Genomic DNA, 22136 nt, shown 5'->3' on the forward strand with positions numbered 1-22136 from the left:
CTTGACCGCAATGCAGAGACGCCGTGACACGGGCGGCGACATGAACCGCCCCGCAGCCGCGCTTACGGCTCTTTGTCTCACCCTGGCACCGGCGGCGCAGGCCGCCCAAGACCAGACCATGAACGAGGATGGCAAGATGAAGATTGACGTCATTGTCGAAACCGAAACGCTCAGCGCCACGCTCGACGACAGCGCGCCGGCCCGCGACTTTGCCGCGATGCTGCCGCTGGAGTTGTCGCTGTCCGACTTCCACGGGATCGAGAAAGTGGCCGACCTTGGCCGCCAGCTCGACAATTCCGGTATGCCGAAGGCTTACGAGCCAAAGGCGGGTGACATCACCCAGTACCGCCCATGGAGCAATCTCGCGATCTTCCTCAAGCCGTTCCAGTCCTCTGCCGGGTTGATCCGGCTGGGACAGTTCGACGGTCCCGTCGACGCGCTTGACCGCGCCAGCGACGTGCCGGTCCGCATCCAGCTGGCCGACTAGCCCCAACACGGCGCCATCGCGCGACCGATCCTGCTGCCTGCGTGCGGCGGGCTGGCCGCCTTGTGCGCCTGAAAACAGGAAAGACCCATGACCACCAACAACTATATCTTCGACCTTTCCGACAACGTGACCCGCACGCCGGTCACCTTCGACACCCGCTATGGCATCGGCATCTCGGCGGATCTGTATCGCCCCGCCGATTTCGACGAGACCGCCAGCTATCCCGCGCTGATCGTCGGCGCGCCCTATGGCGGCGTGAAGGAACAAGGCCCCGGCATCTACGCCAACGAACTGGCCCAGAAGGGCTATGTCGTTCTGACCTTCGACCCGGCCTACAACGGTGCGTCGGAAGGCTATCCGCATCACCTGTCGTCGCCCGACCAGATGGTCGAGGATTTCATGGCCGGGGTCGACTTTCTTGGCACCCGCCCCTTCGTCGACCGTGAGAAGATCGGCGCCATCGGCATCTGCGGTTCGGGCGGCTTCGCCCTGTCCGCCGCGAAGGTCGACCCGCGCATCAAGGCCGTCGCCACGGTGTCGATGTACGACATCAGCCGGATGCAAAAGATGGGCTTCGGCGACAGCATGACCGATAGCGACCGCAAGGATCTGCTGAAGACGCTGGCCGAGCAACGCTGGGCCGACTTCGAAACGGAAGAGCCGGCACTGACGGGTCGCGGTGCGCCGCTGGACTGGAACGCGGACGAAAACCCTGTGGGCGCCGAGTTTGGTGAATTCTACTCGCGCCCCCGTGGCTATCACCCGCGTTCGATCACGCAGTTCACCATGACCAGCACCGCGTCGTGGATGAACTTCGCGCTGCTGAACGACCTCGACTGGCTGGACGGCCGCCCGACCCTTCTGGTGATGGGTGACGACGCGCATTCGCGCTATTTCTCGGAAGACGTGTTCAAGGAACTGCCCGAGCCCAAGGAACTGTACATCGTAGAGAACGCGAACCACGTCGATCTGTACGACAAGATGGACAAGATCCCCTTTGCCAAGCTCGAGGACTTCTTCGGCAAGGCTTTGAAGTAACAATATCGGGAGGGGGCCGCGTGACCGGCCCCCTCTTTTCCCGGCCCGCCAAGGCCGGGGCCGCATTGATGAGCCAGCCTCATGCTTACTATGGGTTCCCGCCGCATAGTCTGGCCCCCGGCCGGTCGCTTACCTAGTGGCAGAAGCCACACTGCCGCGCGCACGCCGCTGGGCTGCCGCAGCGATCAAGGAGCCACCGAAATGCAGCTGACCGTCAATGGAACCACACGCGACGTGGACGTCGAGCCCGACACCCCGCTTCTGTGGGTGATCCGCGAGGAACTGGGCCTGACCGGCACCAAGTACGGCTGCGGCATCGCGGCCTGCGGCGCCTGCACCGTGCTGGTCGACGGCTACGCCACCCGGTCCTGCGTGACCCCCGCCGATAGCGTCGAAGGCGCCGAGATCCGCACCATCGAAACCGTCGAGGAAACCGAAACGGGCCGCAAAGTGGTCGAGGCTTGGGTGGACCATCAGGTCCCGCAGTGCGGCTATTGCCAGTCCGGTCAGGTGCTTGCCGCCACCGCTCTGCTGACCGAAACGCCGAACCCCACCGACGCCGATATCGAGGGCGCGATGTCGAACCTGTGCCGGTGCGGCACCTACAACAAGATCCGCGCCGCCGTCCGCAGCGCGTCGGAGGCCTGACCCCATGGGCCTGATGCAGAAACTGACCTCCCGCCCCATGAACGTCTCGCGCCGCGGCTTTCTTGCCGGATCCGGCGCTTTGGTGCTGTCGACCGCCCTGCCCGCCCGCATGGTCCGGGCGCAGGGTGCCGAAGCCCCTGCCGTGCAAACCCTGCTTGAACTGCGGCCCGACGGAACCGCGCTGCTGCGCAGCCCTTTCGTCGAAGGCGGTCAGGGCATTTTCACCGCGATGGCACAGATCGTGGGCGAGGAACTGGACCTTGCGCCCGAGCAGTTCACCGTCGAAGTCGCCGCCCCCGGCGCGGGTGCCGCGCTGACTGGCGGCAGCGCCTCGACCCGGTCCGGCTATGAACCGATGCGCCAGCTTGGCGCTGCCGCTCGCGCCATGCTGATGGAAGCGGCCGCCCAACAATGGGACGTCGACGTCGCAGAACTGACGACCGAACCCGGCGCGGTGCTGCACGATGCCACCGGCCGCCGCGCGCCCTACGGCGACCTTGCCGCCGCCGCGATGGACCTGCCGGTGCCGACCGACATGACCCTGCGCGATCCGTCCGAGTTCCGGTGGATCAAGACCTCGGTGCCCCGTATCGACGTGCGCGCCAAGTCGACCGGCGCCGCGAAATACGCCATCGACCAAGAGGTCGAGAACATGCTGCTGGCCGCCGTTCAGCACGCGCCGCGCCTTGGCCTGACGCCGGCCTCTGTCACCAACCAGTCCGACATCGAAGCGATGCGCGGGGTGCATTCGGTGCACCTGCTGGACGGGGCCGTCGCCGTGGTGGCCGACAAGTTCTGGCAGGCCCGCCGCGCCGTCGAAGCCGCCGAGGTAGAATGGACCGAAGGCACCGCCGAATGGCCGATGCCGGCCGATTTCTCGTCGTCCGCATTCCGCGATACGCTGGCAGACGCCGCGGGCGACGCGGTCGAGATCGAGGCGACAGGCGACGCCGCCGCCGCGCTGGCCGAGGCTGGGACCGTGGTCGAAGCCGTCTACGACGCGCCCTTCGTGGTGCACGGCCAGCTTGAGCCGCCCTCGACCATCGCGCGGTTCAACGACGATGGTTCGCTTGAATTGTGGATGCCGAACCAGTCGCCCGGCCAGTTTCAGGCCGCTGCGGCGGAAGCCGCCGGGCTCGAGCCGGCTCAGGTGCGCATCCACAGCCAGTCGCTGGGCGGGTTCTTCGGGCGTCACTTCCTGTACCGCACCGCGAACCCCTTCCCGCAGGCCATCGCGCTGGCACAGGCCACGGGCCGGCCGGTGAAATTGATCTGGACCCGCGAGGAAGACTTCCTTCGCGATGCTCCGCGTCCGCTGGGCGTTGCCCGTTTCCGCGCCGCGATGGGCCCCGAAGGCCCTGTCGCGCTGGAGGCCACGGTGATCGGCGAAGGCCCGACGCAACGCTGGTACGGCGCGCCTCCGGGCAACGATGCCTCGGCCAGCGAAGGGATCTCGGGCAAGAGCTATGCGATCGAGAACACGCTGGTCCAGCAGGTGCCGCTGCCCAACCCGGCGGTGATCGGCTATTGGCGGGCCGTCGGCCATTCGATGCATGATTTCATGTACGAAGGCTTCCTTGACGAGCTCGCGGCCGCCGGGGGTCTGGACCCCTATGAGATGCGCCTGTCAATGCTGTCCGGCAACGACCGCCTGCACACCCTGCTGACCCGCGTCGGCGCGTTGTCGGGCGGCTGGCAACCCGGCACGTACGAGGTCGACGGCACCACCCGCGCGCGGGGCGTGGCGATGGCGTCGCCCTTCGGGTCCGAGGCCGCGGCCATCGCCGAAGTCTCGATCGACGGCGGCGAAGTGCGCGTGCATCAGGTCTGGGTCGCACTGGACCCCGGCCAGATCGTGAACCCGGCGGTGGTCGAGGCACAGGTACAGTCCGCCGTTGCGCTGGGCGTGTCGCAAACGCTGGTGGAAGAGCTGGTCTACGAAGACGGCGAGCCCACTGCGCGGAACTTCGACATGTATCCGATCCTGCGGCCCGACCAGATGCCCGAGGTTCACGTCGATATCGTTGAAAGCGGTGCCGCCATGGGTGGCGTTGGCGAACCCGGCCTGCCCGCCGTGGGCCCTGCCATCGTCAACGCCGTCGCGGTGCTGACCGGGCAGCGGGTGCGCAGCCTGCCGCTGTCGAAGCACAACTTCGGTTAAGGCGCCTTCGGGCTTCGTTGCCAGAAGCATGGCCCGCGCGGGATGGGAACCAACCCGCGCCGCGCCGTAACGGGCCGAGCCCGTAGGTCGAAACAAATGTCCGCCGCAGCCCAAGGCCGCGGCGGACATTTCCGTTTAATATGGCTCAGGCCAGGTTCGACTCGGCGAACTCGTAATTCGCCAGCTTGTCGAGGAAGTTGGTCACGTAGTCGGGGCGCCGGTTGCGGAAATCGACGTAGTAGCTGTGCTCCCACACATCCAGCCCCAGCAGCGCCGTGCCCTCGCCGGTGGCCAGCGGGTTTACACCGTTCGGCGTCTTGGTCACGGCCAGCTTGCCGTCGGCGCCTTGGATCAGCCAAGCCCAGCCCGACCCGAACTGGCCGGTGGCCGCCGCCTTGAACGCATCCTTGAACTGACCGACCGAGCCGAAATCTTCGACGATTTTCGATTCCAGCGTGCCGGGGATGTTGCCGCCGGTGGGCGACAGCGCGTTCCAGAAGTGGATGTGGTTCCAGTGCTGGCCCGCGTTGTTGAAGATCGGCGCACGCGAGTCGTCGCCATAGGTCAGGGCGATGATCTCTTCCAGCGACTTGCCGGCAAGGTCGGCGTTGGCGTCGACGAAGCCGTTCAGCGCGGTCACGTAGGTCTGGTGGTGTTTGTCGTGGTGCAGTTCCAGCGTCTCTTGGCTCATGCCGCGGGCGGCCAGCGCGCTGTGGTCATAGTTCAGGGCGGGAAGTTCGAAGGCCATGATTTTCCTCTTTCTCTTCGAAGCCGACGCTTGCGTAACGCAAGGCGATCGGATAATTAAACAAGCCATGGCTTTGAAAAATAAACCGAGCAATATGTCAAGCTCTGACTTGGAAAATTATGGCTGGTCGCCGCGTGCGCCCTCTGACCGCATGCTGTTGTCGCTGAAGATGCACGGCGCGCAGACGTCGGCCCAGGTGGGCGGAAAGCTGGGCATCACCGGCGAGGCCGCGCGCCAGCAGCTTGTCCGGCTGTCCGAAGACGGGCTTGTCGGCGAAGAAAAGCGGTCAGCCGGGCGCGGGCGTCCGTCGGTGTATTGGCACCTGACGGAAAAGGGGCAGGCCCGCTTTCCCGACACGCACGCGGCGCTGACCGTCGACATCCTGAAAAGCGTGCGGGACCTGCTGGGCCCCGAGGCGCTTGATCGGGTCATCGGCGCCCGCGAAAGCGCCACGCAGGCGCTGTATCAGGCGGCCATGTCGGACTGCACCAGCCTGAAGGACCGGGTCGAAAAGCTGGCCCAGCTTCGGTCCGAAGACGGTTACATGGCATCCGCCGAAGAGGCCGATGACGGCTCTGTCTTCCTGATCGAGAACCACTGCCCGATCTGCGCCGCCGCAAGCCTGTGCCAAGGCTTCTGCCGCGCCGAGAAAGCCGTGTTCGAAAACGTGCTGGGTCCGGGCGCCCGCGTCGAGCGCGAGGAACACATCATCGCTGGCGGGCGCCGCTGCACCTATCGCATTTCGGAGGCCGGATAATGTCGGCGCATCCCCGTGAAACGACGTCCCCCAAGGCGGCGGACGCCATCGCCGAAGGTTTGGACGAAGCGATGATCCGAACGGTCGTCCACCAATTCTATGCGCTGGCGCGAGAGGACGATGTGATCGGCCCGATCTTCCCCGATCGCGTCCCCGACGACCATTGGGCCGCGCATCTTGATCAGATCGAAACGTTCTGGACCGCCTCTCTTCTCGGCACCCGCCGGTACGAGGGGCGGCCGATGCCGAAGCATCTTGCCATCAGGGAACTGAACGACACGCACTTCATGCGCTGGCTGGCCCTGTTCCGCCATACGGTCAGCACCGTCTGCCCCCCGGTGACGGCGCAACTGTTCATCGACCGTTCCGAACGCATCGCGGCGTCGTTCCGCATCAACATCGCGATGCACCGCGGCGAAGACCTTGTGTTCCACCCGCCGCTAAAGCGGGAAAGCTATCCATAGGGGACGCGGGTGGCTGCTGTACCTGCGCGATGGCCGGGAACATTCAGCGCCGCAGCCCAATCGGATCTGGAGATAGCCCCGCCAAAGCCGCCATGTGCCAAGAAAGGACTTGGTTCGAGCTGAGGACAGGCATCTGAAGATCGTCCGCAAGCTCTGGCAGGATGTCGTACGTCCGCAGGTTCGTGCACGACAGGAATACGGCGTCCAGCGCGCAGCGACCGGCCAAAGCGCGCGCGGCCTCTGCAATCGAACGCGGATCGATGCGCGCAACGCGGGCCTCGATCATTTCGCCGAAGGACAGCATGTCGGGCACGGCAACGCCGTGGGTCACAAAGGCGCGCCGAATGGGCTCTGCGACAGAGGACACGTAGGGCGAAACTATGCCGACCCGCCCGATATCCAGCTGTTCGAACGCCGCAAGCGCGGCCGACAAAGGATCGGTCACCTGCAGCGCCTTCGCACCGGACGCAACCAGCGTCCAAACCCTGTCCGGACCGATCTGCGCCGCTCCGGACGTGCAGGCATATCCGACAACGTCGAACGTACAGGCCGGTGGCAGAAGGCTCGCGGCGGCGACCAGCTCGCGTTCCATCCCAGCGATGCTTTCGGGGGTCAGTTCGTCTCCGGACGGGACGCGGGTGACATGCAGCCGGGCAAGATCCGGCGTCACGTCTCGTCTGATGTCCGTTTCGACCGTCTCGTCCACCCGCAGCACGATCAGCCCCATCGCGGGAAGCGTGCTTTCAAGCAGGTGATACGGGAAGGACGACATCAGGAAAGCTCTGGCAGTGCGGACGGCGCGCGGGGGGACAGAAGTTCCACGCCATCAGCCCGCAGGACGATGTTTTCCTCGTGGACAAGAATTCGGTCGCCGTCGACCACCGCGCCCGGCTCCAGCGTCAACACCATGCCCTCGCGCAGCGGCGTGGTGTCCAGCGGTGTGAACGACGGCCATTCAGTCAGCGTGATGCCCAGCCCGTGCCCCAGCCGCCCCCCGGCGGGCCGCGCCCCGTGCGTGTGCAAGGCTTCCGACAGCAGGCGATGCGCGTCACGCGCCAGCATCCCGGGGCGCAGCGTCGAAAGGGTATCCTCGGTCGCCTGCCACAGCGCGTCGTGGGCCTTGCGCACGGTGTCCGACGGCGGGCCGATGGAAAAATTCCGGTCGAAGTCGCAGAAATATCCGTTCCTGACGGCACCGGTATCCAGCATCAGCACGTCACCGCGTTGCAACGGGACAGCTGCGGCAGGAGAGATCACGTCGGCGTAACCGCTGGGCCCTGCCCCGCCCGCAACATAGCTGACCCAGTCCGCGCCCTCCTGCAGCAGCGCGGTCTGAAAGTCGCGGAACACCTGATCCAGCGGCTGACCGGCAAATGCAAATTCTGCGACCCGCGCAAAGGCACGTCCCGCAATTGCGCAGGTAGTGCGGATCGCCTCGACCTCGGCTTCGCTTTTCACCTCGCGGACACGCTGCACAGCGTCCGTGCCATCGACCAAGGCGCGCGGCGCGATGCCTTGCGCGACCCGCTGATAGTCGGCGGCGGGCATCCGCACGTGCGTCTCCAGCCCCATCGGCACCCCGATCCGCGCGGTTTCCGGCAGCAGACTGCAAATCGTATCGACCAGCAGACTGACACCGTCGTCTTCGGGATGGGGCGCGTCCCAAGTCCGGATCTCTTCGATCCACGTCCGGCCCATTAACGCGGCGCCGATACTGGGGATCACTACGACCGGGCTGCCCACCGCCGGGACGATCAGGAACCACGGACGCGCCGGGCTTTCCCAGAACCGCGTGAGGAATCCCGTGACATAGAAGATGTCCGCCGCCGTCGTCAGGAACAGCGCGTCCAACCCGCGCGTCTTCATTTCCCCCTGTAACCGCGCGACGCGGCCGCGGAACTCTTGCGCCGGAAAGACAAGCGACGGCTCAGCCATCCTCCGGGCCTTCGCTGACGATCCCCAGCACCCGGGCATCCGGCCCAAGGTTAAGCCCCGCCAGCAAGGCGGCAAAACCCGCGGCCCCGGACGGTGTGGTGTCAAAGCCGTGGTCTGCCAGCGTGTCGGTGCCAAAGCGCGCCTCGGCTTCGGTGATGGTGACAAAACGGTCGGCGTCCCGCGAAAGCCCGGCCAGCGCGATCATCGACGGCGTCTTGCAGTCCAGCCGCCCCATGCTTGAAACCGGCCCCTCTGACGTGACGAGTTGTCCGGCGCGAATGCTGTCGATCAACGCGGGCGCCGCGTCGGGTTCCACGACCACGATCGTGACAGCGTCACCCCATGCCAGCCGGACATGAGCCGCGACTGCGGCAGCCAATCCTCCGACCCCGGCCTGCAACAGCACATGGGTCGGCGGCGCATCCATCTGCGCGACCGCCTCGGCGGCAAGTTGCGTGTAGCCTTCCATGACGCGCAGGGGCAGCTCGGTGTACCCGGGCCACGAACTGTCCGACAGCAGCGTCCACCCGTTGGTCTCTGCGGCCTCGGCGGCGGCGGTCATGCTCGCCTCATAGTCCGCGCCAGCCCGGACCACCTGTGCGCCGTGGGATTCCAGCCGTTTGGCAAAAGCGTCAGGGACGGCTTCGGACAGGAAGATCACCGCCGCCGCGCCAAACAGCCGCGCGCCCGCCGCCACCGACAGCCCATGATTTCCGGCACTGGCCGCGACGAAGGTCTGGCCGGCAAGGGCGTGTCGAAGGGCGTGTGGATCGTGGCCCGCGCGCGCCGCCGCCAGACGCGCGATCGCATGAGTGGCACCCAGCGCCTTGAAGCTGCCCAGCCCCATGCGTTGGCGTTCATCCTTCACCCAGACAGCCGCGACTCCGGAAAGGCGCGCAAGTCCCGGTGCATCGCGCAGCGGCGTCTCTTCATTTGCGGGACACAGTCGGAGCAAAGCGGCGACACCTGACGCATCGGCAACGGGCATCAGCCCATCCGGGTCAAGCCCCACCCCGCGCCACGGGTTGTCGAGTGAAACAGGCATCTTGCTCCTGGCTGGATTTGGATCACGCACAGTAGGCACCGACATCAACCTGTCGCGCAAGTGTCGTGGCCGGGCTGCTACGGGCCAAGGAGGCCGGGACCGCCTTGTCGGCGCCTGGCCCCGCAACAACGGCAAGGACCAGGACATGCGCCTGCGTATTTAAGACGACAGCGGATCGACAAGGACGGCGGAAGGACAGGTCAGCTTTCCCCACTGACCAAGCTTGAGATGCTTGGCGATACTTGCCGCCTGCCGGGTCACGCGGACCTCCGGCAGATAGAAACCGACACCGACCGGTCGGGCGAACACCAGAGGCGGATGGGTCCGAACCAAGCACCGAAGTTGCTAAAGGCACCGCTTAAGAAGCGAAACAGGCCTGCGGGCTTTCGCGGTGTTTCAGAGGTTTTGGAAAGTGACGCGCTTGGGAGGAGCGCCCAAAGCGTTGTGCAATAAAACCTTTTTCGTACTATGAACAAAAAATCCGCTCGTTCCTTTTCAATGGCTTGCCGGCCGAATTGTTCAGAAACTCCAAAATCGTCGCTTTTGACGACGAAAGTGCCCTCTTCGGCCGACGAAGCCCCACGACATGGGCGCCGTGCAGACTGAGGCAAAGTACCTACGGCTAACGCGCCTGTTGGCCAAGCTGCATTTACAACGCCCCCGGCTTATTGCGAGAACACGATTCGCCCGACCCCGGTCCCGGGGGTGAATTCCGGGACAACCAAGGAGAGTGATGGATGCGACTCGACGTCTGGCAGGCGCTGCACGAGGATCTTCAACCCGGAGTGCAGCCGGACCAAGAGACCTTTGCCGTTTCTTTCGGTGACACTCAGATCCTGCTGCCGATCCGTGTCCTGCCCGAAGGTGATCGGGCGGTCGTCTCGCTGATTTTGAATCAGGCGTCGTTCGCGGTGCTCGACCTGCTGGCCGACCGGCTGGCCGAGGCCGTCGCGCCCCATGCGCCCGAAGTCGTCATTGCCGTGCCAACCCTTGGCCTGCCGCTGGCCGAGGCCGTCGCGCGGCGGTTGGGGCATGCGCGGCTGGTGCCGTTGGGGTATTCACGCAAGTTCTGGTACGACGAGGCGCTATCGCTACCGCTGTCGTCGATCACCACGCCGGGCGGCGGCAAGCGGCTTTACATGGATCCGCACATGCTGCCGCTGCTGCAGGACAAGAGGGTTCTGGTCGTGGACGATGTTCTGTCGTCGGGCGCCTCGATGGGCACTGTGCTGAAGCTGCTGCGCCTTGCCGAAGTCGACCCGGTGGCGATTGGGGCGGCCATGCTGCAAGGCACCCGCTGGGAAGATGCGGTGGACCGGCCCGTCGTGGGCGCCTTCCGCACGCCGATCCTGACGCGGACAGCCGATGGCTGGAGCCCCGAATCCATCGTCTGACTGAACCGGCTTAAATTCCGGGCAGCCGCGCCAACCCACTGCTGAATTGCTGGACTTGCCCACAGATGCGGGCGCGTCCCGTCCAATTTTCGTGGCCTTCGCACTGGACAACCTGCGGCCCGCTCCCTCAACGCGTATACGGTATACGATTTTGCACGGGCCGGACACGGCACGGCATGGGTCGTTCGGGAGGAGAGGAAACAGACGTGAACCAAGCGTGCGGACACACAACAGGGTAAAACACATGACCAAATCCACTTCTTCCAAGCTATCGCGCCGTCAGGCACTGATCCTGGGCAGTAGCGCGCTGGCGGCGCCGATGCTGTCTTTGCAGACCCGCCCGCTGTGGGCGCAGGAGACCACCCGCGTCGCACTGACGCTGCCGTGGGTCGCCAACGGCTCGAACTACTGGCCGATGCTGGGCAAAGAGATGGGGATCTATGCCGACAACGGCATCGACGTCGAAGTATCGCGTGGTTTCGGCTCTGTCGCGGCGGCACAGGCGGTTGCGAACGACCAGTTCGATTTCGGCGTGGTTTTTGCCAGCGGCAACATGCTGGCGCAGGCGCGCGGGCTTGACCTGATGGTGCTGGGCACCGTGAATTATGACGCGACGATGGGGATCGCGACGCTGGCCGACAGCCCGATCGCCACGCCGAAGGATCTTGAAGGCAAGACGCTGGGCATGGTCCCGACCTCGGCCGAGGCGCCGTTCTTCCCGGCCTTCGCCGCCGCTGCAGGGATCGACACCGACAAGGTCGACATCGTGCAGGTGGACAGCAAGGTCATCGAACGCGCACTGCTCGACGGGCAGGTGGACGCGATCACCGCCATCGGCTCCAGCTCGATCCCGAACATCGTTGCCGCCGGTGCGGACCTGCGTTTCATGCTGTGGAGCGAATATGGCGTCGAGCAATACGCCGCACAAATCTGCACCCGTCGCGAGACCTACGAGGCGAACCCGGACCTGTGCCAAAAGGTCGTGGACGCGACGCTGCAGTCCTTCGCCTATACGCTGAAGAACCCCGAGGAATCGATCAACGAATTCGCCCGCATCGTCCCCGAGGTCGGCCTGACCGCCAACGGCCTGCCAAGCGCCAAGATCTCGCAAGGCATCGCGCAATTGGTCGCGATCCGTCCCGAGGCGATCGAAAACGCGCTTGGCTACTCTGATCTCGAAAAGATCCCGGGCATGATGCAGGGCGTTCTGGACCTGGGCACCATCGAGAACCCGGTCGTGCCGCCGCTGGAACAGCTGATCACCAACGAGTTCGTCGGCAACGTGACCCTGTCCGCAGAGGAATGGGACGCGGTGCGCTCGGCCAACGCGGAATACGCGCAGTACTTTGGCTAAGACCGATCCGGGCCGCGCGGCGCATGGCGCTGCCGGCCCGCGGAAAGAAGGGGCAGGGGCGCACACGTGGCCCTGCCCTAGAAGTTCAGGAAAGCCCCCATGTCGATGACCCCCGCCGCAAAGCCCATAGCGCCCCCCGAACAGGCCGCCGACCCCCAGATCGCACGCGACCGCCGGGCGGCGCGGATGGCGACGCTGCGCCAGATCCTTCTGCCGACGGGCACCGCGGCGCTGGCGTTGCTGCTGTGGGAAATCGTCGTGCGGGTGATGGACATACCGCCGGTGCTGCTGCCCACGCCCTCGGGCATTTGGGTGAAGCTGGAACAGCTGTTCCTGCCGCTGATCCTGCGGCACGCCATTCCGACGATGACGGAAAGCCTGATCGCCTTTGCCATATCCACCGTGGTCGGCATCGCGTTGGCCGGGCTGCTGAGTTCGTCACGGTTGCTGCGCGAGGCGCTGTATCCCAACGTCGTGTTCTTTCAGCTGATCCCCAAGATCGCGCTGGCGCCGCTGTTCATCGTCTGGCTTGGCATCGGCGCGGAATCGCGGCTGTCGTTCGCGGTGTTCATCAGCTTCTTCCCCGTGGTGATCGCCACGCTCGCCGGGCTCGACAACGTCGACAAGTCACTGATCAAGTTGTGCCGCGCGCTGAAAGCCAGCGAATGGCAGGTGTTCCGCGACGTGCGGCTGCCCTTCGCGCTGCCTTATGTCTTCAGCGGCATGAAGATCGCCACGACGTTTTCGATCATCGGGGTGATCGTGGGCGAGTTCATCACCAGCCAGGCGGGGCTTGGCTATCTGGTGCTGTTCGCCTCGGCGCAGGCCGAGACAGAACTGATCTTTGCATCGATCACCGTGCTGTGCGTCTTCGGGCTGGTGTTCTACGGCGCCATCGCCCTTGCCGAAATCTACCTGCGCCGCCGTTTCGGCGCCTGAGGAGTGACCATGCCCGGTATCGTTCCCGTTCCCGCCCGCCCCGAACCGCTGACCTGCGACCTGTCGAAGACCGCGCTGATCGTGATCGACATGCAGCACGCCTATCTGTCGGAAGGTGGCTATCTTGATCTTGTCGGCTTCGGCGTCGACGGCTCGGGCCCCGTGATCGACCAGGTCGTGCGCACGATCGAGGCTGCGCGCGCCGCGGGGATGCTGGTCATCTACATGCAGAACGGTTTCGACCCCGAACTGACACAGGCGGGGCCCGAAAGCTCGCCCGTGTATCACAAGTCGAACCCGCTGAAGTTCATGCGCGCGAACCCCGACTATCGCGGCAAGCTGATCACCAAGGGCAGCTGGGATTATGAATTCGTGGACGCGATCAAACCTGCGCCGGGCGAGATCGTGATCCACAAGTCCCGCTACAGCGCGTTCTGTTCGACCCAGCTGGAAGCGATCCTGCGGGGGCGGGGCATCACCCACCTGCTGGTGGCCGGCGTGAACACCAACGTCTGCGTGGAATCGACCATTCGCGACGGGTTCCACAAGGAATTCTTCTGCATGATGATCGCCGACGCGACGCTTCAGGCCGGTGACGAAACGATCTTCTACGCGACGTGCTATAACATCGAGAAGTTCCTGGGCTGGGTCACCAGCACCGACGAGGTCGTCGCAGCCCTTGGTGCCGCCGGGGCAGGGGGTGCGGCATGACCGCAACCGCCGCAACCACCGCCGTCGCCGATTTCCTGACGCTGAATGGCATCAGCAAGATCTACCGGACCAACGGGTCCGAGGTGCACGCCGTCGAGCATGCCGCGTTCACCATTCCGTCCGGCCAGTTCGTGTCGATCCTCGGGCCGTCGGGCTGCGGGAAATCCACGCTGCTATCGATGATCGGCGGGCTGGAAACCCCCACCACCGGTCAGATCGCCATCGGCGGCGACCCCGTGCGCGAGCCGCGCGACGACATGGGCTATGTGTTTCAGGACGCGACGCTGCTGCCGTGGTTTTCCGTGCTGAACAACGTGCTGTTCCCGGTGCGACTGCGGAAGGGCAAGACATCCGCCTATCATGACCGCGCGCGGGAACTGCTGGAAATGGTCGGCCTGTGGGAGTTCCGCGACAAGCGGCCCGATCAGCTGTCGGGCGGGATGCGCCAGCGCGTGGCGATCTGCCGGGCGCTGATTACCGATCCGGACATCCTGCTGATGGACGAACCGTTCAGCGCGCTCGACGCCATTTCGCGCGACGAGATGAACGTGGCGCTGGCCTCGATCTGGGACAGGTTCCACAAGACCGCCGTGTTCGTCACCCATTCGATCCGCGAGGCGGTGTTCCTGTCGGACCGCATCCTTGTCATGAGCCGCCGGCCCTCGGCCATCTGCTATGACGTGACCGTGCCCTTCGCCCGCCCACGCGACGCCCATGTCGAAACGGACCCCGAATTCGTGCGGATGGTTTCCGATCTTCGCGACAAGATCGAAGAAGGCTACAAAGGCTGACATGACGTCCACGCCCGATCCTTTTGCCGACCTTGCCGCCCGCTGGGAGGACCAGCGACCGCAGTCCAAGGTGGACACGATCATCGGGCTTCTGCGGGATGCCATCGTCAGCGGTGAGCTTCCCCCGAACATGGCGCTGCGGCAGGATCCGCTGGCCCAGCGGTTCGGCATTTCCAAGATCCCATTGCGCGAGGCGCTGGCCCGACTGGAGGGCGAAGGCTTTGTCGTTACCCATCCGGGGCGCGGCGCCTTCGTCACCGACCTGCGGGCCGAGCGGATCCGCGAGATCTTTCAGCTTCGCGTCGTGCTGGAAACCGACCTGATCGCCGCCGCCGTGCCGGTCATGACCCCCGCCGCACTGGACGAGGCCGCGCGGCTGATCGACCTGTTCGACACCGCCCCCACGGCTGAACTGGGGCAGATCAACTGGATGATCCATTCCACGCTGTATTCGCCGTCGGAACGCGAGCTGTCGCTGCAGATGCTGCAGGGCCTGCACACCCATGCGCAGCGGTACGTCCAGCTGCACATGGGCGCCGTCGACCGCGAACGCGACACCAATGCCGAACACCGCGCTATCCTGGCCGCGTGCCGCGCGGGTGACACCGAGGGCGCGGTCGCGACCCTGCGCGACCATCTCGAAGGCATCGGGCAGGCGATTTGCATCCATGTCGAGCGCGTTATCGCGCAACGCGCCAAAAGCCGGTCCTAGACCGCAGGAGACGATCATGCCCCTCGAACCCTTGGACCCCGCCGCGATGGAAATGGCGTACAACAACCAGCTCGCCGTGCCGGACCACTATCGTTATTCGCAGGCGTGGCTCGACAACGCGACCTTCGTGCGCAAGCACATGGCCGCGGCGGTGGATCTTGCCTATGGCCCCGGCCCGCGCGAACGGCTGGACATCTTTCCCAGCCCCGTGCCGAACGCGCCGGTGCTTGTGTTCATCCACGGCGGCTGGTTCCAGTTCCTCGACAAATCGTCGCTCAGCTTCGTCGCCGCGCCCTACGTGCAGGCCGGGATAACCGTGGTGGCGATTTCCTACCCGCTGACGCCCGACGCGCGGATGCCGGAAATCGTGCGGGCTGCCCGCCGTGCGCTGCTGTGGGTCCATGCGAACATCGCCGATCACGGCGGCGACCCGGCGCGGATCTCTGTCGCCGGGCATTCCGCCGGCGGGCACCTGGCGCTGAGCCTCGGGTTCCGTGACTGGACCGCCGACGCCGGTCAGCCGGATCTTGTGAAGGGCTGCTTCCCGATCAGCGGGCTGTACGACCTACGGCCCGTGATGGGCACGATCTACAACGCCAAGATCGGGCTGGACGCTGAAACTGCTCTGGAATGGTCACCGCTGGAGAGGTTCGAGCGCGCGCCGTCGCATCTTCTGGCCATCGTCGGCGGTGACGAGATTTCCGGTTTCCAGTGGCAGCACCGCGCGCTGATGGACTTCTGTGCTGAACAGGAGATCAACGCTGCCGAGCATTCCGCACCTGGCCGGAACCACTATTCCGTTGTGGACGAGTTCGCCACCGCGAAGGGCGCGCTGTTCGGCAAGGTCGCCGGGGCGATCCAGTTTCTTTGATAACATAATCATGGTTGCTGGACGGAAGTTGCCGGCCTGAACCCTGAAGCCGAGATCGGCCAGCACCACCTGCCCCGGCAGCCAGCGCCCGCCCTCCTCGCCGCGCAGACCGGCCAAGACAATCCTGATCTTCTCTTCGGCCGAATAATGTTCGCGCGTCTTTCGCTTGATGCCCCTGACCAGCTTGTCAGCGGCATACTTCGATGTTTCGGGTTTCTTGTTCATCTTCGCTCCATAGTGGCTTCGACGAACAAGAACCCCTCCGTTGCTCAAACCCCTAAATCTGTCCGGTAGGCGCTGATGTCAGACACCATACGCCCAAGAGACGCCCCTGCGCAGCACACTGCCGGCAAGCTTTCGTTAGCTTTCAGCAATCCGCTGACGGGCCCGAAGGATGTGATTGCGGAACGCGTGGCGCGCCGTATTGGCGTCACGCTCTCGCAATTTGCGGTTCGGGCACGTCGACACCATGATCGCGTCAAACTGCACGTTAGCCGCGAAACATTCTTCGGACGCGTCATTCTCGATCGGCTCGCGCATGTCGCGCAGCACAAGTTCAAGCGAATGCAGGATGTCTTCCGTCTCTGCGCCGCGTTGAACGCGCCTTCGACTGTTCGCCCCCATATTGCGGCCTCGGGAAGTGCTCAGCGGACTAGCTTGCGGCAGGCACGGTATAGTGGCGCACTCATCAGTACGATGATCAGAATGCGCACCAGATGAAATGCCGTTACCATCGGCGCCAAAAGATGCAGGGCGGTGGCGGTGATGCTCATCTCGGCCACCCCGCCTGGCGACGTCGCAAGAGCGAGGGTCTGGAAGTCCAGCCCTGTCGCCACGGCTACGCCCCACGAAAGCACCACGTTGAAAAGGATCAGGAAGACCGTGCCGCCGACGGTCGCGGGCAGGAATTTGCGCATCTGCAACAGGATCTTGGGTTCGACGCGGCTGCCAAGCGCGACACCGATCATGACCTGTGCGACATTCACGAACTCGCTCGGGACGCTCGAAATACGGACCGGGCCAAGGATGGCAAAGCCACCCATGGCAAGCCCCGCAAGGAAATACGCATTCATGACCTTCAATCGATCCAGCAGCCAGCCCAGCAGAACGGCACCCACCAGCATTCCGAAAAGCCCGAGCCACGAAAGCGGCATCGTCTGAGGCAAGGGCGTCCGGGCACCTGCGTCGCCAGACAGCAAGACCAGCAAAACCGGCAACGTTAGCACCACCAGAATGATCCGCATCGACTGCGCCACGGCGACCAGCGCTGTATCACCGCCGTACCGTTCGGCCATGATCGACATTTCGGCTACCCCACCCGGCATCGAGGCGAAGTAGGCGGTATCGAACCCGACCCCCGACCGAGCGACAATCGACGCCGAAAGAATACCTGCTGCGATCGAGGCGGCGGCGCAGACGAAGATAATCCCCACGTAGGACGCCAAACCTTCCACCACCTCTGGCGTGAACGTGGTCCCGATGGCGACGGCAGCGACCAATTGACCGATCTTGCGCAGTTGCGGAGGCGTTTTCACCCGGACTCCCGACAGCGAAAGAATGGCCGTGCCGACCAGCGGGCTGACCAGCCATGGCAAGGGTAGCCCCAGCACGTTTGCGCCGGCGCCCAGAACGCCGCCGAAGCACAGGATGAGAATTAGTCTGATCATTCTAGGTCCGCCGGGATGGTTCGTGGGTGTCGCCGCTTGGAGGAGTAAGCCGCCCTTAGCGCCAGCGCGTTTGGAGGTCTCAAAAGCACGCCGGGCAACGGATCGGCTATCGCAGTTACGAGATTGCGACCAACGTCGCTCTGTTCAGTCACGCGCTTTCGCCAATCTTCTGGCCGACCAACGCGCGTTGTTCGGCGTCCTGTCGCTTTCGATTCAGCTGGTTTGCGCCCCGCACCCCGGCGCGTCGGACAGCCTCAGGCGTGGCGGTTTCGGACCTCATGCCACCTCGTTCCGCATCGACGCCGATGCCGCGATGACCAAGTCCGAGGCGAATTCGGCGATCATCGTGACGGCCGCATTGATGTTGCCACCGACAAGGTCGGGGAAAACCGAGGCATCCACGACGCGCAGCCCCTCTGTGCCGCGAACCCGGAACGCCGGATCGACGACAGCCGTATCGTCTGTGGCCGCGCCCGCCTTGCATGTGCCGACCGGGTGGTGTGCAGTCGCCGCGTTCCGGCGGACGTAGTCTTCTGTCACCTCGTGCCCCGGCCCCGGCGCGGTTTCGGCTTGCAGATACTGTTCCATCGATGGCTGCCGCGAGATCTCGCGCATCAGGTTCGCGCCACGGATGACATCGCGCATGTCCGCGTCCCGCGACAGCAGGTTCTGATGGATAGCGACCGGGGTCGACGGGTCGTTCGACTTAAGCTTGATATGCCCACGGCTTTCGGGGCGCAGAAGGACGGCCCGCGCCGAAAATCCGTCGGCATAGGGTTTCCGCAGCAGTCCGGCGCGCATATACGGCTTGGCCGCCGAGGCCCGGAAAAGAAGCTGCACCTCGGGAACGCCGTCCCCTCCATCCAGCGGCAAGAACCCGGTGACGCCGGTGGGAAGTTCCGTTGCGGGGCCGGTTCCTGTCAGGTACGCCTGCGCCATCGCCCGCGAAATGCGGTCGGCGCGCATCAGGTGGTGGAAAGGCCCCGGCTCTTTCCGCGTAAACTCGATCCCGACCGAAACGTGGTCCGACAGATTCTGCCCCACGCCCGGAAGATCCACGACCGGCCGGACACCGGCCTCGGCCAGATGCGCCGGGTCGCCAATGCCCGAGAGCATAAGAAGTTGGGGCGAGTTGATGACACCGCCCGAGAGGATAACCTCGCGGTCTGCCAAAGCCACATGCTCGCTGTCGCCCTGCCGATAGGCGATGCCGGTGGCGCGCGTTCCCTGCATGACGATCCGGCTGGCAAGGCACCCGGTGGCGACGGTCAGGTTCTTCCGGCCAAGGACCGGGTAAAGATATGCCCGCGCGTTGCTGTGGCGCCGGCCCCGATAGATGAACTGTTGCATCCGGGTCAGGCCGCTTTGGCTGGCGCCGTTGTAGTCTTCGACCCACGGGAAGCCCATCGCCTGCCCCGCTTCGCCCCACGCATCGGTCAACGGATCGTGGAAACGGGTACGGCGTGTGCGCAGTGGCCCCGAGCCGCCGCGAAAGGCGGTCTCGCCCCCTTCCCACGTCTCGCTTCGTTTGAAGTAGGGAAGCACTTTCTCATAGGCCAGATCCGGCAAACCAAGACCGGCCCATCGGTCATAGTCGGCTCGGTTTCCTCGGACATAGGCCATGACATTGATGGAGGAAGACCCGCCGATCGTCTTGCCCCGCGCAAATTCCAGCGATCGTCCGCCAAGTCCCGGATCGGGTTCGCCGAAATACATCCAGTCGTGCATCCGTCGCTTGTGCATCATGCCCCAGCCAAGCGGAATATGGATCAGCGGATCTCGGTCCCAGCCGCCGGCCTCGATCAGCAAAACCCGGCAATCGGGGTCCGCAGTCAACCTGTTGGCAAGGACGCACCCCGCCGATCCTGCGCCGACGATGACATAGTCGAAGGCAGTTTCGGTCATTGGCATTCTCCCTGCGTGTCGGTCCGGTGACGTTGTCCGGTCCCCTAGGCGCTAGCATGCCGCGCTGCGGCGAACCAAAGGCCATGCGGTGGCGGGGCAAACATATCAGTTATGCCTCGACGGGCGGCGCGAAGCGCGGATGCATGGTCGCAACCCAGCTTGAACAAGGACCGCGGCAGATGACGACTTTCTCCTTCTCGATGCAGACGGCTCAGATGCTGATTGACGGTGAACTGGTCGAGGCCGCAAGCGGCGCCCGCTACGACAGCCTCGATCCCTGTACGGACAAGCCGCTGGGTAGCGTGCCGCGCGCCAGCGCCGACGACATGAACCGCGCGATCGAGGCTGCGGAACGCGCACAACCTGCATGGGCCGCTCTGTCCGTGCGAGAACGCGGAACGTTTCTTCGCAAGCTCGCCGCCGCGCTGATGGAACATGCCCAGCCTCTGCTGGAAGTCGAAGTTCAGGACACCGGCAACGTGATCAGCGAGATGGGCACCGATATCCGCCGATCGGCCGAGGCGCTGGAATACTACGCGGGGCTCGGGCTGGAGCTGAAGGGCCACACGATTCCGGCGACTCCCGGCAATATCCACATGACCATCCGCGAGCCCTATGGCGTCGTCGGAAAGCTGGTCCCATTCAACCACCCGCTGATGTTCGCCGCGGCCAAGATCGCGGCGCCCTTGATCGCCGGCAACACCGTCGTCCTGAAACCGTCAGACCAAAGCCCGCTGTCGGCCTGTTATCTTGGTGCGATGTGCAAGGATGTGTTTCCCGCGGGCGTGGTCAATATCGTCACCGGCCTTGGCGCCGAAGCGGGTGACGCGTTGGTCGCCCATCCCCGCGTAAAGCGGCTGGGCTTCATCGGCTCGGCCACCACCGGGCGGATGATCCAGCGCCGCGCGGCAGAGGTCGCGGTCAAGAACATCTCGCTGGAACTGGGCGGCAAGAACCCAATGATCGTCTTCCCGGACGCAGACCTGAAGAAAGCCGCCCGTGCGGCGGTGGCGGGGATGAATTTTGCGTGGCAGGGCCAATCCTGCGGCTCGACCAGCCGCCTGTTCCTTCATGACGACATCCACGACGAGGTGCTGACCGACATCGTCTCGATCGTGCAAGGCATGAAAATCGGCAAGCCGATGGACGCGGACGCTCAGGTCGGGCCGATCAACAACCGCCCGCAGTACGACAAGACACAGTCCTATGTCGCGAAGGCTTTGGAAGAAGGCGCTCGGCTGGAATGCGGCGGCAAGCGGCCCGACGGGTTCGATCCGGACGGCTACTGGTATGAACCAACGATCTTCTCGGGGATGACGCCCGACATGACGCTGGCGCGCGAAGAGGTCTTCGGCCCGATCCTGTCGGTCTTCCGCTGGACCGACCTTGAAGAGACGATCGTGCACATGAACGCGCTCGACTACGGGCTGACCGGCGCGGTCTGGACCAGCGACCTGACCACCGGCCTGACCGTCGCGCGGCGTATCGAAAGTGGCGTGATCTGGGTGAACGGCGTCGGCGCCCACTATCCGGGTGTCCCCTTCGGCGGGAAGAAGAACTCGGGCGTGGGCAGCGAGGAAACCTACGAGGATATGTTGAGCTATACTGAGGAAAAGGCGATCAACATCATCCTTTCCTGACGGATCAGGCAAGGCCCCGCGTGGCCCCGCCATCCGCCGTCAGAGATGTGCCAGTGACCATCGACATCAGGTCCGAGCACATCACCGTCGCCAGCTTGGCGATTTCCTCGGGTTCCGAAATCCGTCCCGCCGGAAGGTCGGCCAGCATCCGGGCTTCGATCACCTCACGCGTCTCGCCCGAACGGCTGGCCATGCCGTCCAACATCTTGTCCCAGCGCGCCGTCCGCGTCGGCCCTGGGTTTAGGGCGTTCACCGAGACCCCCGTGCCTGCCAGTTCCTGCGCCAATGCCGTCACTGCGGCAAGGCAGGCCGCGTTGGCCGCCGATCCCGGAGCCATACGCGCACCCGGCTGGTGCCCGTTGTTGCCAACGATCGCAACGATCCGCCCGTCCTTTGCCTGCGCCATTGCCGGTGCGACACGTCGCATCAGGCGCACCATCCCAAAGAACTTCAGGTCCATCGCGTCTTGCCAGACCTTGTCCTCAAGGTCCCAGAACAGACCGCCCTGCGCCGCGCCCACGCTGATGACCAACGCCGAAGGCGCGCCCAGCCGTTGCACTGCAGTGTCGATTGCCGCATCGACCGACGCGCTGTCGGTCAGGTCTGCCGCCTGCCAGTCGCAGCCGATCTCGTCGCCAAGCGCGGCGAGCGCCTTAGCGCTGCGCGCCATCGCAAAGACGCGGGCGCCTTCGGCGGTAAGCTCACGGGCTGTGGCAGCGCCGATCCCCTGCGTAGCCCCGGCAACGATGACCGTGCGACCTTTCAAACCAAGTTCCATTCAAGCTGCTCCTGTGGCGGCGGTTCTTGTCAATTCGACCAAGCGACAGCGTCATCCGCCGACTTTCCGCATAAAAAACGCGCGCTTGTCT

At 64.8% G+C, this 22136-nt stretch carries 22 protein-coding genes; 14 read left to right on the forward strand and 8 right to left on the reverse strand.

Going from position 1 to position 22136, the window contains the following annotated elements:
• The first annotated feature begins 136 nt into the window (after positions 1-136).
• The 4 genes from P1K30_RS09535 (at position 137) to P1K30_RS09550 (ending at position 4334) form a co-directional block, all read left to right on the forward strand.
• Positions 137-487, forward strand: coding sequence for a cyclophilin-like fold protein (locus tag P1K30_RS09535; RefSeq protein ID WP_275632491.1), 351 nt, complete (start codon positions 137-139; stop codon positions 485-487).
• 87 nt (positions 488-574) lie between these two features.
• On the forward strand, positions 575-1525 hold the full coding sequence (locus tag P1K30_RS09540) for an alpha/beta hydrolase (protein ID WP_275632492.1): 951 nt from the start codon (positions 575-577) through the stop codon (positions 1523-1525).
• Positions 1526-1726: 201 nt separating this feature from the next.
• The gene (locus tag P1K30_RS09545) at positions 1727-2173 is read left to right on the forward strand and encodes a (2Fe-2S)-binding protein (RefSeq protein ID WP_275632493.1); all 447 of its coding nucleotides are present in this window, start codon (positions 1727-1729) and stop codon (positions 2171-2173) included.
• Positions 2174-2186: 13 nt separating this feature from the next.
• The gene (locus P1K30_RS09550) at positions 2187-4334 is read left to right on the forward strand and encodes a xanthine dehydrogenase family protein molybdopterin-binding subunit (protein WP_275632494.1); all 2148 of its coding nucleotides are present in this window, start codon (positions 2187-2189) and stop codon (positions 4332-4334) included.
• A gap of 145 nt (positions 4335-4479) precedes the next feature.
• On the opposite strand, the gene P1K30_RS09555 is transcribed toward P1K30_RS09550, so the two are convergent.
• A complete protein-coding gene (locus tag P1K30_RS09555) occupies positions 4480-5082 on the reverse strand; it encodes a superoxide dismutase (RefSeq protein ID WP_275632495.1) in 603 nt (200 codons plus the stop codon).
• Between the two features lie 151 nt (positions 5083-5233).
• Between P1K30_RS09555 and P1K30_RS09560 the strand changes: the two genes are divergently transcribed.
• Positions 5234-5839, forward strand: coding sequence for a helix-turn-helix transcriptional regulator (locus P1K30_RS09560; RefSeq protein WP_275632496.1), 606 nt, complete (start codon positions 5234-5236; stop codon positions 5837-5839).
• The gene (locus P1K30_RS09565) at positions 5839-6303 is read left to right on the forward strand and encodes a group III truncated hemoglobin (RefSeq protein WP_275632497.1); all 465 of its coding nucleotides are present in this window, start codon (positions 5839-5841) and stop codon (positions 6301-6303) included. Before P1K30_RS09560 ends, P1K30_RS09565 begins: the two co-directional genes overlap by 1 nt.
• 43 nt (positions 6304-6346) lie before the next feature.
• On the opposite strand, the gene P1K30_RS09570 is transcribed toward P1K30_RS09565, so the two are convergent.
• Genes P1K30_RS09570 through P1K30_RS09580 form a run of 3 tightly spaced genes read right to left on the reverse strand, consistent with a single transcriptional unit; the run spans position 6347 to position 9283 of the window.
• Positions 6347-7075: a maleate cis-trans isomerase family protein gene (locus tag P1K30_RS09570; RefSeq protein ID WP_275632498.1), complete on the reverse strand. Its 729-nt coding sequence runs from the start codon at positions 7073-7075 to the stop codon at positions 6347-6349.
• The gene (locus tag P1K30_RS09575; protein WP_275632499.1) at positions 7075-8238 is read right to left on the reverse strand and encodes a M24 family metallopeptidase; all 1164 of its coding nucleotides are present in this window, start codon (positions 8236-8238) and stop codon (positions 7075-7077) included. The genes P1K30_RS09570 and P1K30_RS09575 overlap by 1 nt, the downstream gene beginning before the upstream one ends.
• On the reverse strand, positions 8231-9283 hold the full coding sequence (locus P1K30_RS09580; protein ID WP_275632500.1) for a pyridoxal-phosphate dependent enzyme: 1053 nt from the start codon (positions 9281-9283) through the stop codon (positions 8231-8233). Before P1K30_RS09580 ends, P1K30_RS09575 begins: the two co-directional genes overlap by 8 nt.
• A 737-nt stretch (positions 9284-10020) precedes the next feature.
• Between P1K30_RS09580 and P1K30_RS09585 the strand changes: the two genes are divergently transcribed.
• The 7 genes from P1K30_RS09585 to P1K30_RS09615 all read left to right on the forward strand — a co-directional run bounded on the left by P1K30_RS09585 (position 10021) and on the right by P1K30_RS09615 (position 16055).
• Complete coding sequence (locus P1K30_RS09585; protein WP_275632501.1) at positions 10021-10677, forward strand: phosphoribosyltransferase; 657 nt, start codon at positions 10021-10023, stop codon at positions 10675-10677.
• 244 nt (positions 10678-10921) lie between these two features.
• Positions 10922-12031 (forward strand): ABC transporter substrate-binding protein, encoded by a 1110-nt coding sequence (locus P1K30_RS09590; RefSeq protein ID WP_275632502.1) that lies wholly within the window; start codon positions 10922-10924, stop codon positions 12029-12031.
• Positions 12032-12130: 99 nt separating this feature from the next.
• On the forward strand, positions 12131-12970 hold the full coding sequence (locus tag P1K30_RS09595) for an ABC transporter permease (RefSeq protein WP_275632503.1): 840 nt from the start codon (positions 12131-12133) through the stop codon (positions 12968-12970).
• A gap of 9 nt (positions 12971-12979) precedes the next feature.
• Positions 12980-13681 (forward strand): cysteine hydrolase family protein, encoded by a 702-nt coding sequence (locus P1K30_RS09600; protein ID WP_275632504.1) that lies wholly within the window; start codon positions 12980-12982, stop codon positions 13679-13681.
• Positions 13678-14472, forward strand: a complete 795-nt coding sequence (locus tag P1K30_RS09605) for an ABC transporter ATP-binding protein (protein WP_275632505.1) — start codon at positions 13678-13680, stop codon at positions 14470-14472. Before P1K30_RS09600 ends, P1K30_RS09605 begins: the two co-directional genes overlap by 4 nt.
• 1 nt (position 14473) lies before the next feature.
• Positions 14474-15184, forward strand: a complete 711-nt coding sequence (locus tag P1K30_RS09610) for a GntR family transcriptional regulator (protein WP_275632506.1) — start codon at positions 14474-14476, stop codon at positions 15182-15184.
• Positions 15185-15200: 16 nt separating this feature from the next.
• Positions 15201-16055: an alpha/beta hydrolase gene (locus P1K30_RS09615; protein ID WP_275632507.1), complete on the forward strand. Its 855-nt coding sequence runs from the start codon at positions 15201-15203 to the stop codon at positions 16053-16055.
• 360 nt (positions 16056-16415) lie between these two features.
• Here the strand turns inward: P1K30_RS09615 and P1K30_RS09620 are convergent, their stop codons facing one another.
• The 3 genes from P1K30_RS09620 to P1K30_RS09630 form a co-directional block, all read right to left on the reverse strand.
• Positions 16416-16595, reverse strand: a complete 180-nt coding sequence (locus P1K30_RS09620) for a hypothetical protein (protein WP_275632508.1) — start codon at positions 16593-16595, stop codon at positions 16416-16418.
• Positions 16596-16699: 104 nt separating this feature from the next.
• Complete coding sequence (locus tag P1K30_RS09625) at positions 16700-17722, reverse strand: AbrB family transcriptional regulator (RefSeq protein WP_275632509.1); 1023 nt, start codon at positions 17720-17722, stop codon at positions 16700-16702.
• A gap of 276 nt (positions 17723-17998) precedes the next feature.
• Entirely contained in the window at positions 17999-19627 is a 1629-nt protein-coding gene (locus P1K30_RS09630) for a GMC family oxidoreductase (protein ID WP_275632510.1), read from the reverse strand.
• 179 nt (positions 19628-19806) lie between these two features.
• Between P1K30_RS09630 and P1K30_RS09635 the strand changes: the two genes are divergently transcribed.
• Positions 19807-21267, forward strand: a complete 1461-nt coding sequence (locus P1K30_RS09635) for an aldehyde dehydrogenase family protein (RefSeq protein WP_275632511.1) — start codon at positions 19807-19809, stop codon at positions 21265-21267.
• A 4-nt stretch (positions 21268-21271) separates the two neighbouring features.
• Here P1K30_RS09635 and P1K30_RS09640 read toward each other — a convergent pair whose 3' ends face one another.
• Entirely contained in the window at positions 21272-22045 is a 774-nt protein-coding gene (locus P1K30_RS09640; RefSeq protein WP_275632512.1) for an SDR family oxidoreductase, read from the reverse strand.
• Positions 22046-22136 lie beyond the last annotated feature (91 nt).

The organism is Psychromarinibacter halotolerans (genome assembly GCF_029168315.1).
GTDB classification, from domain to species: Bacteria; Pseudomonadota; Alphaproteobacteria; order Rhodobacterales; family Rhodobacteraceae; genus Psychromarinibacter; species Psychromarinibacter halotolerans.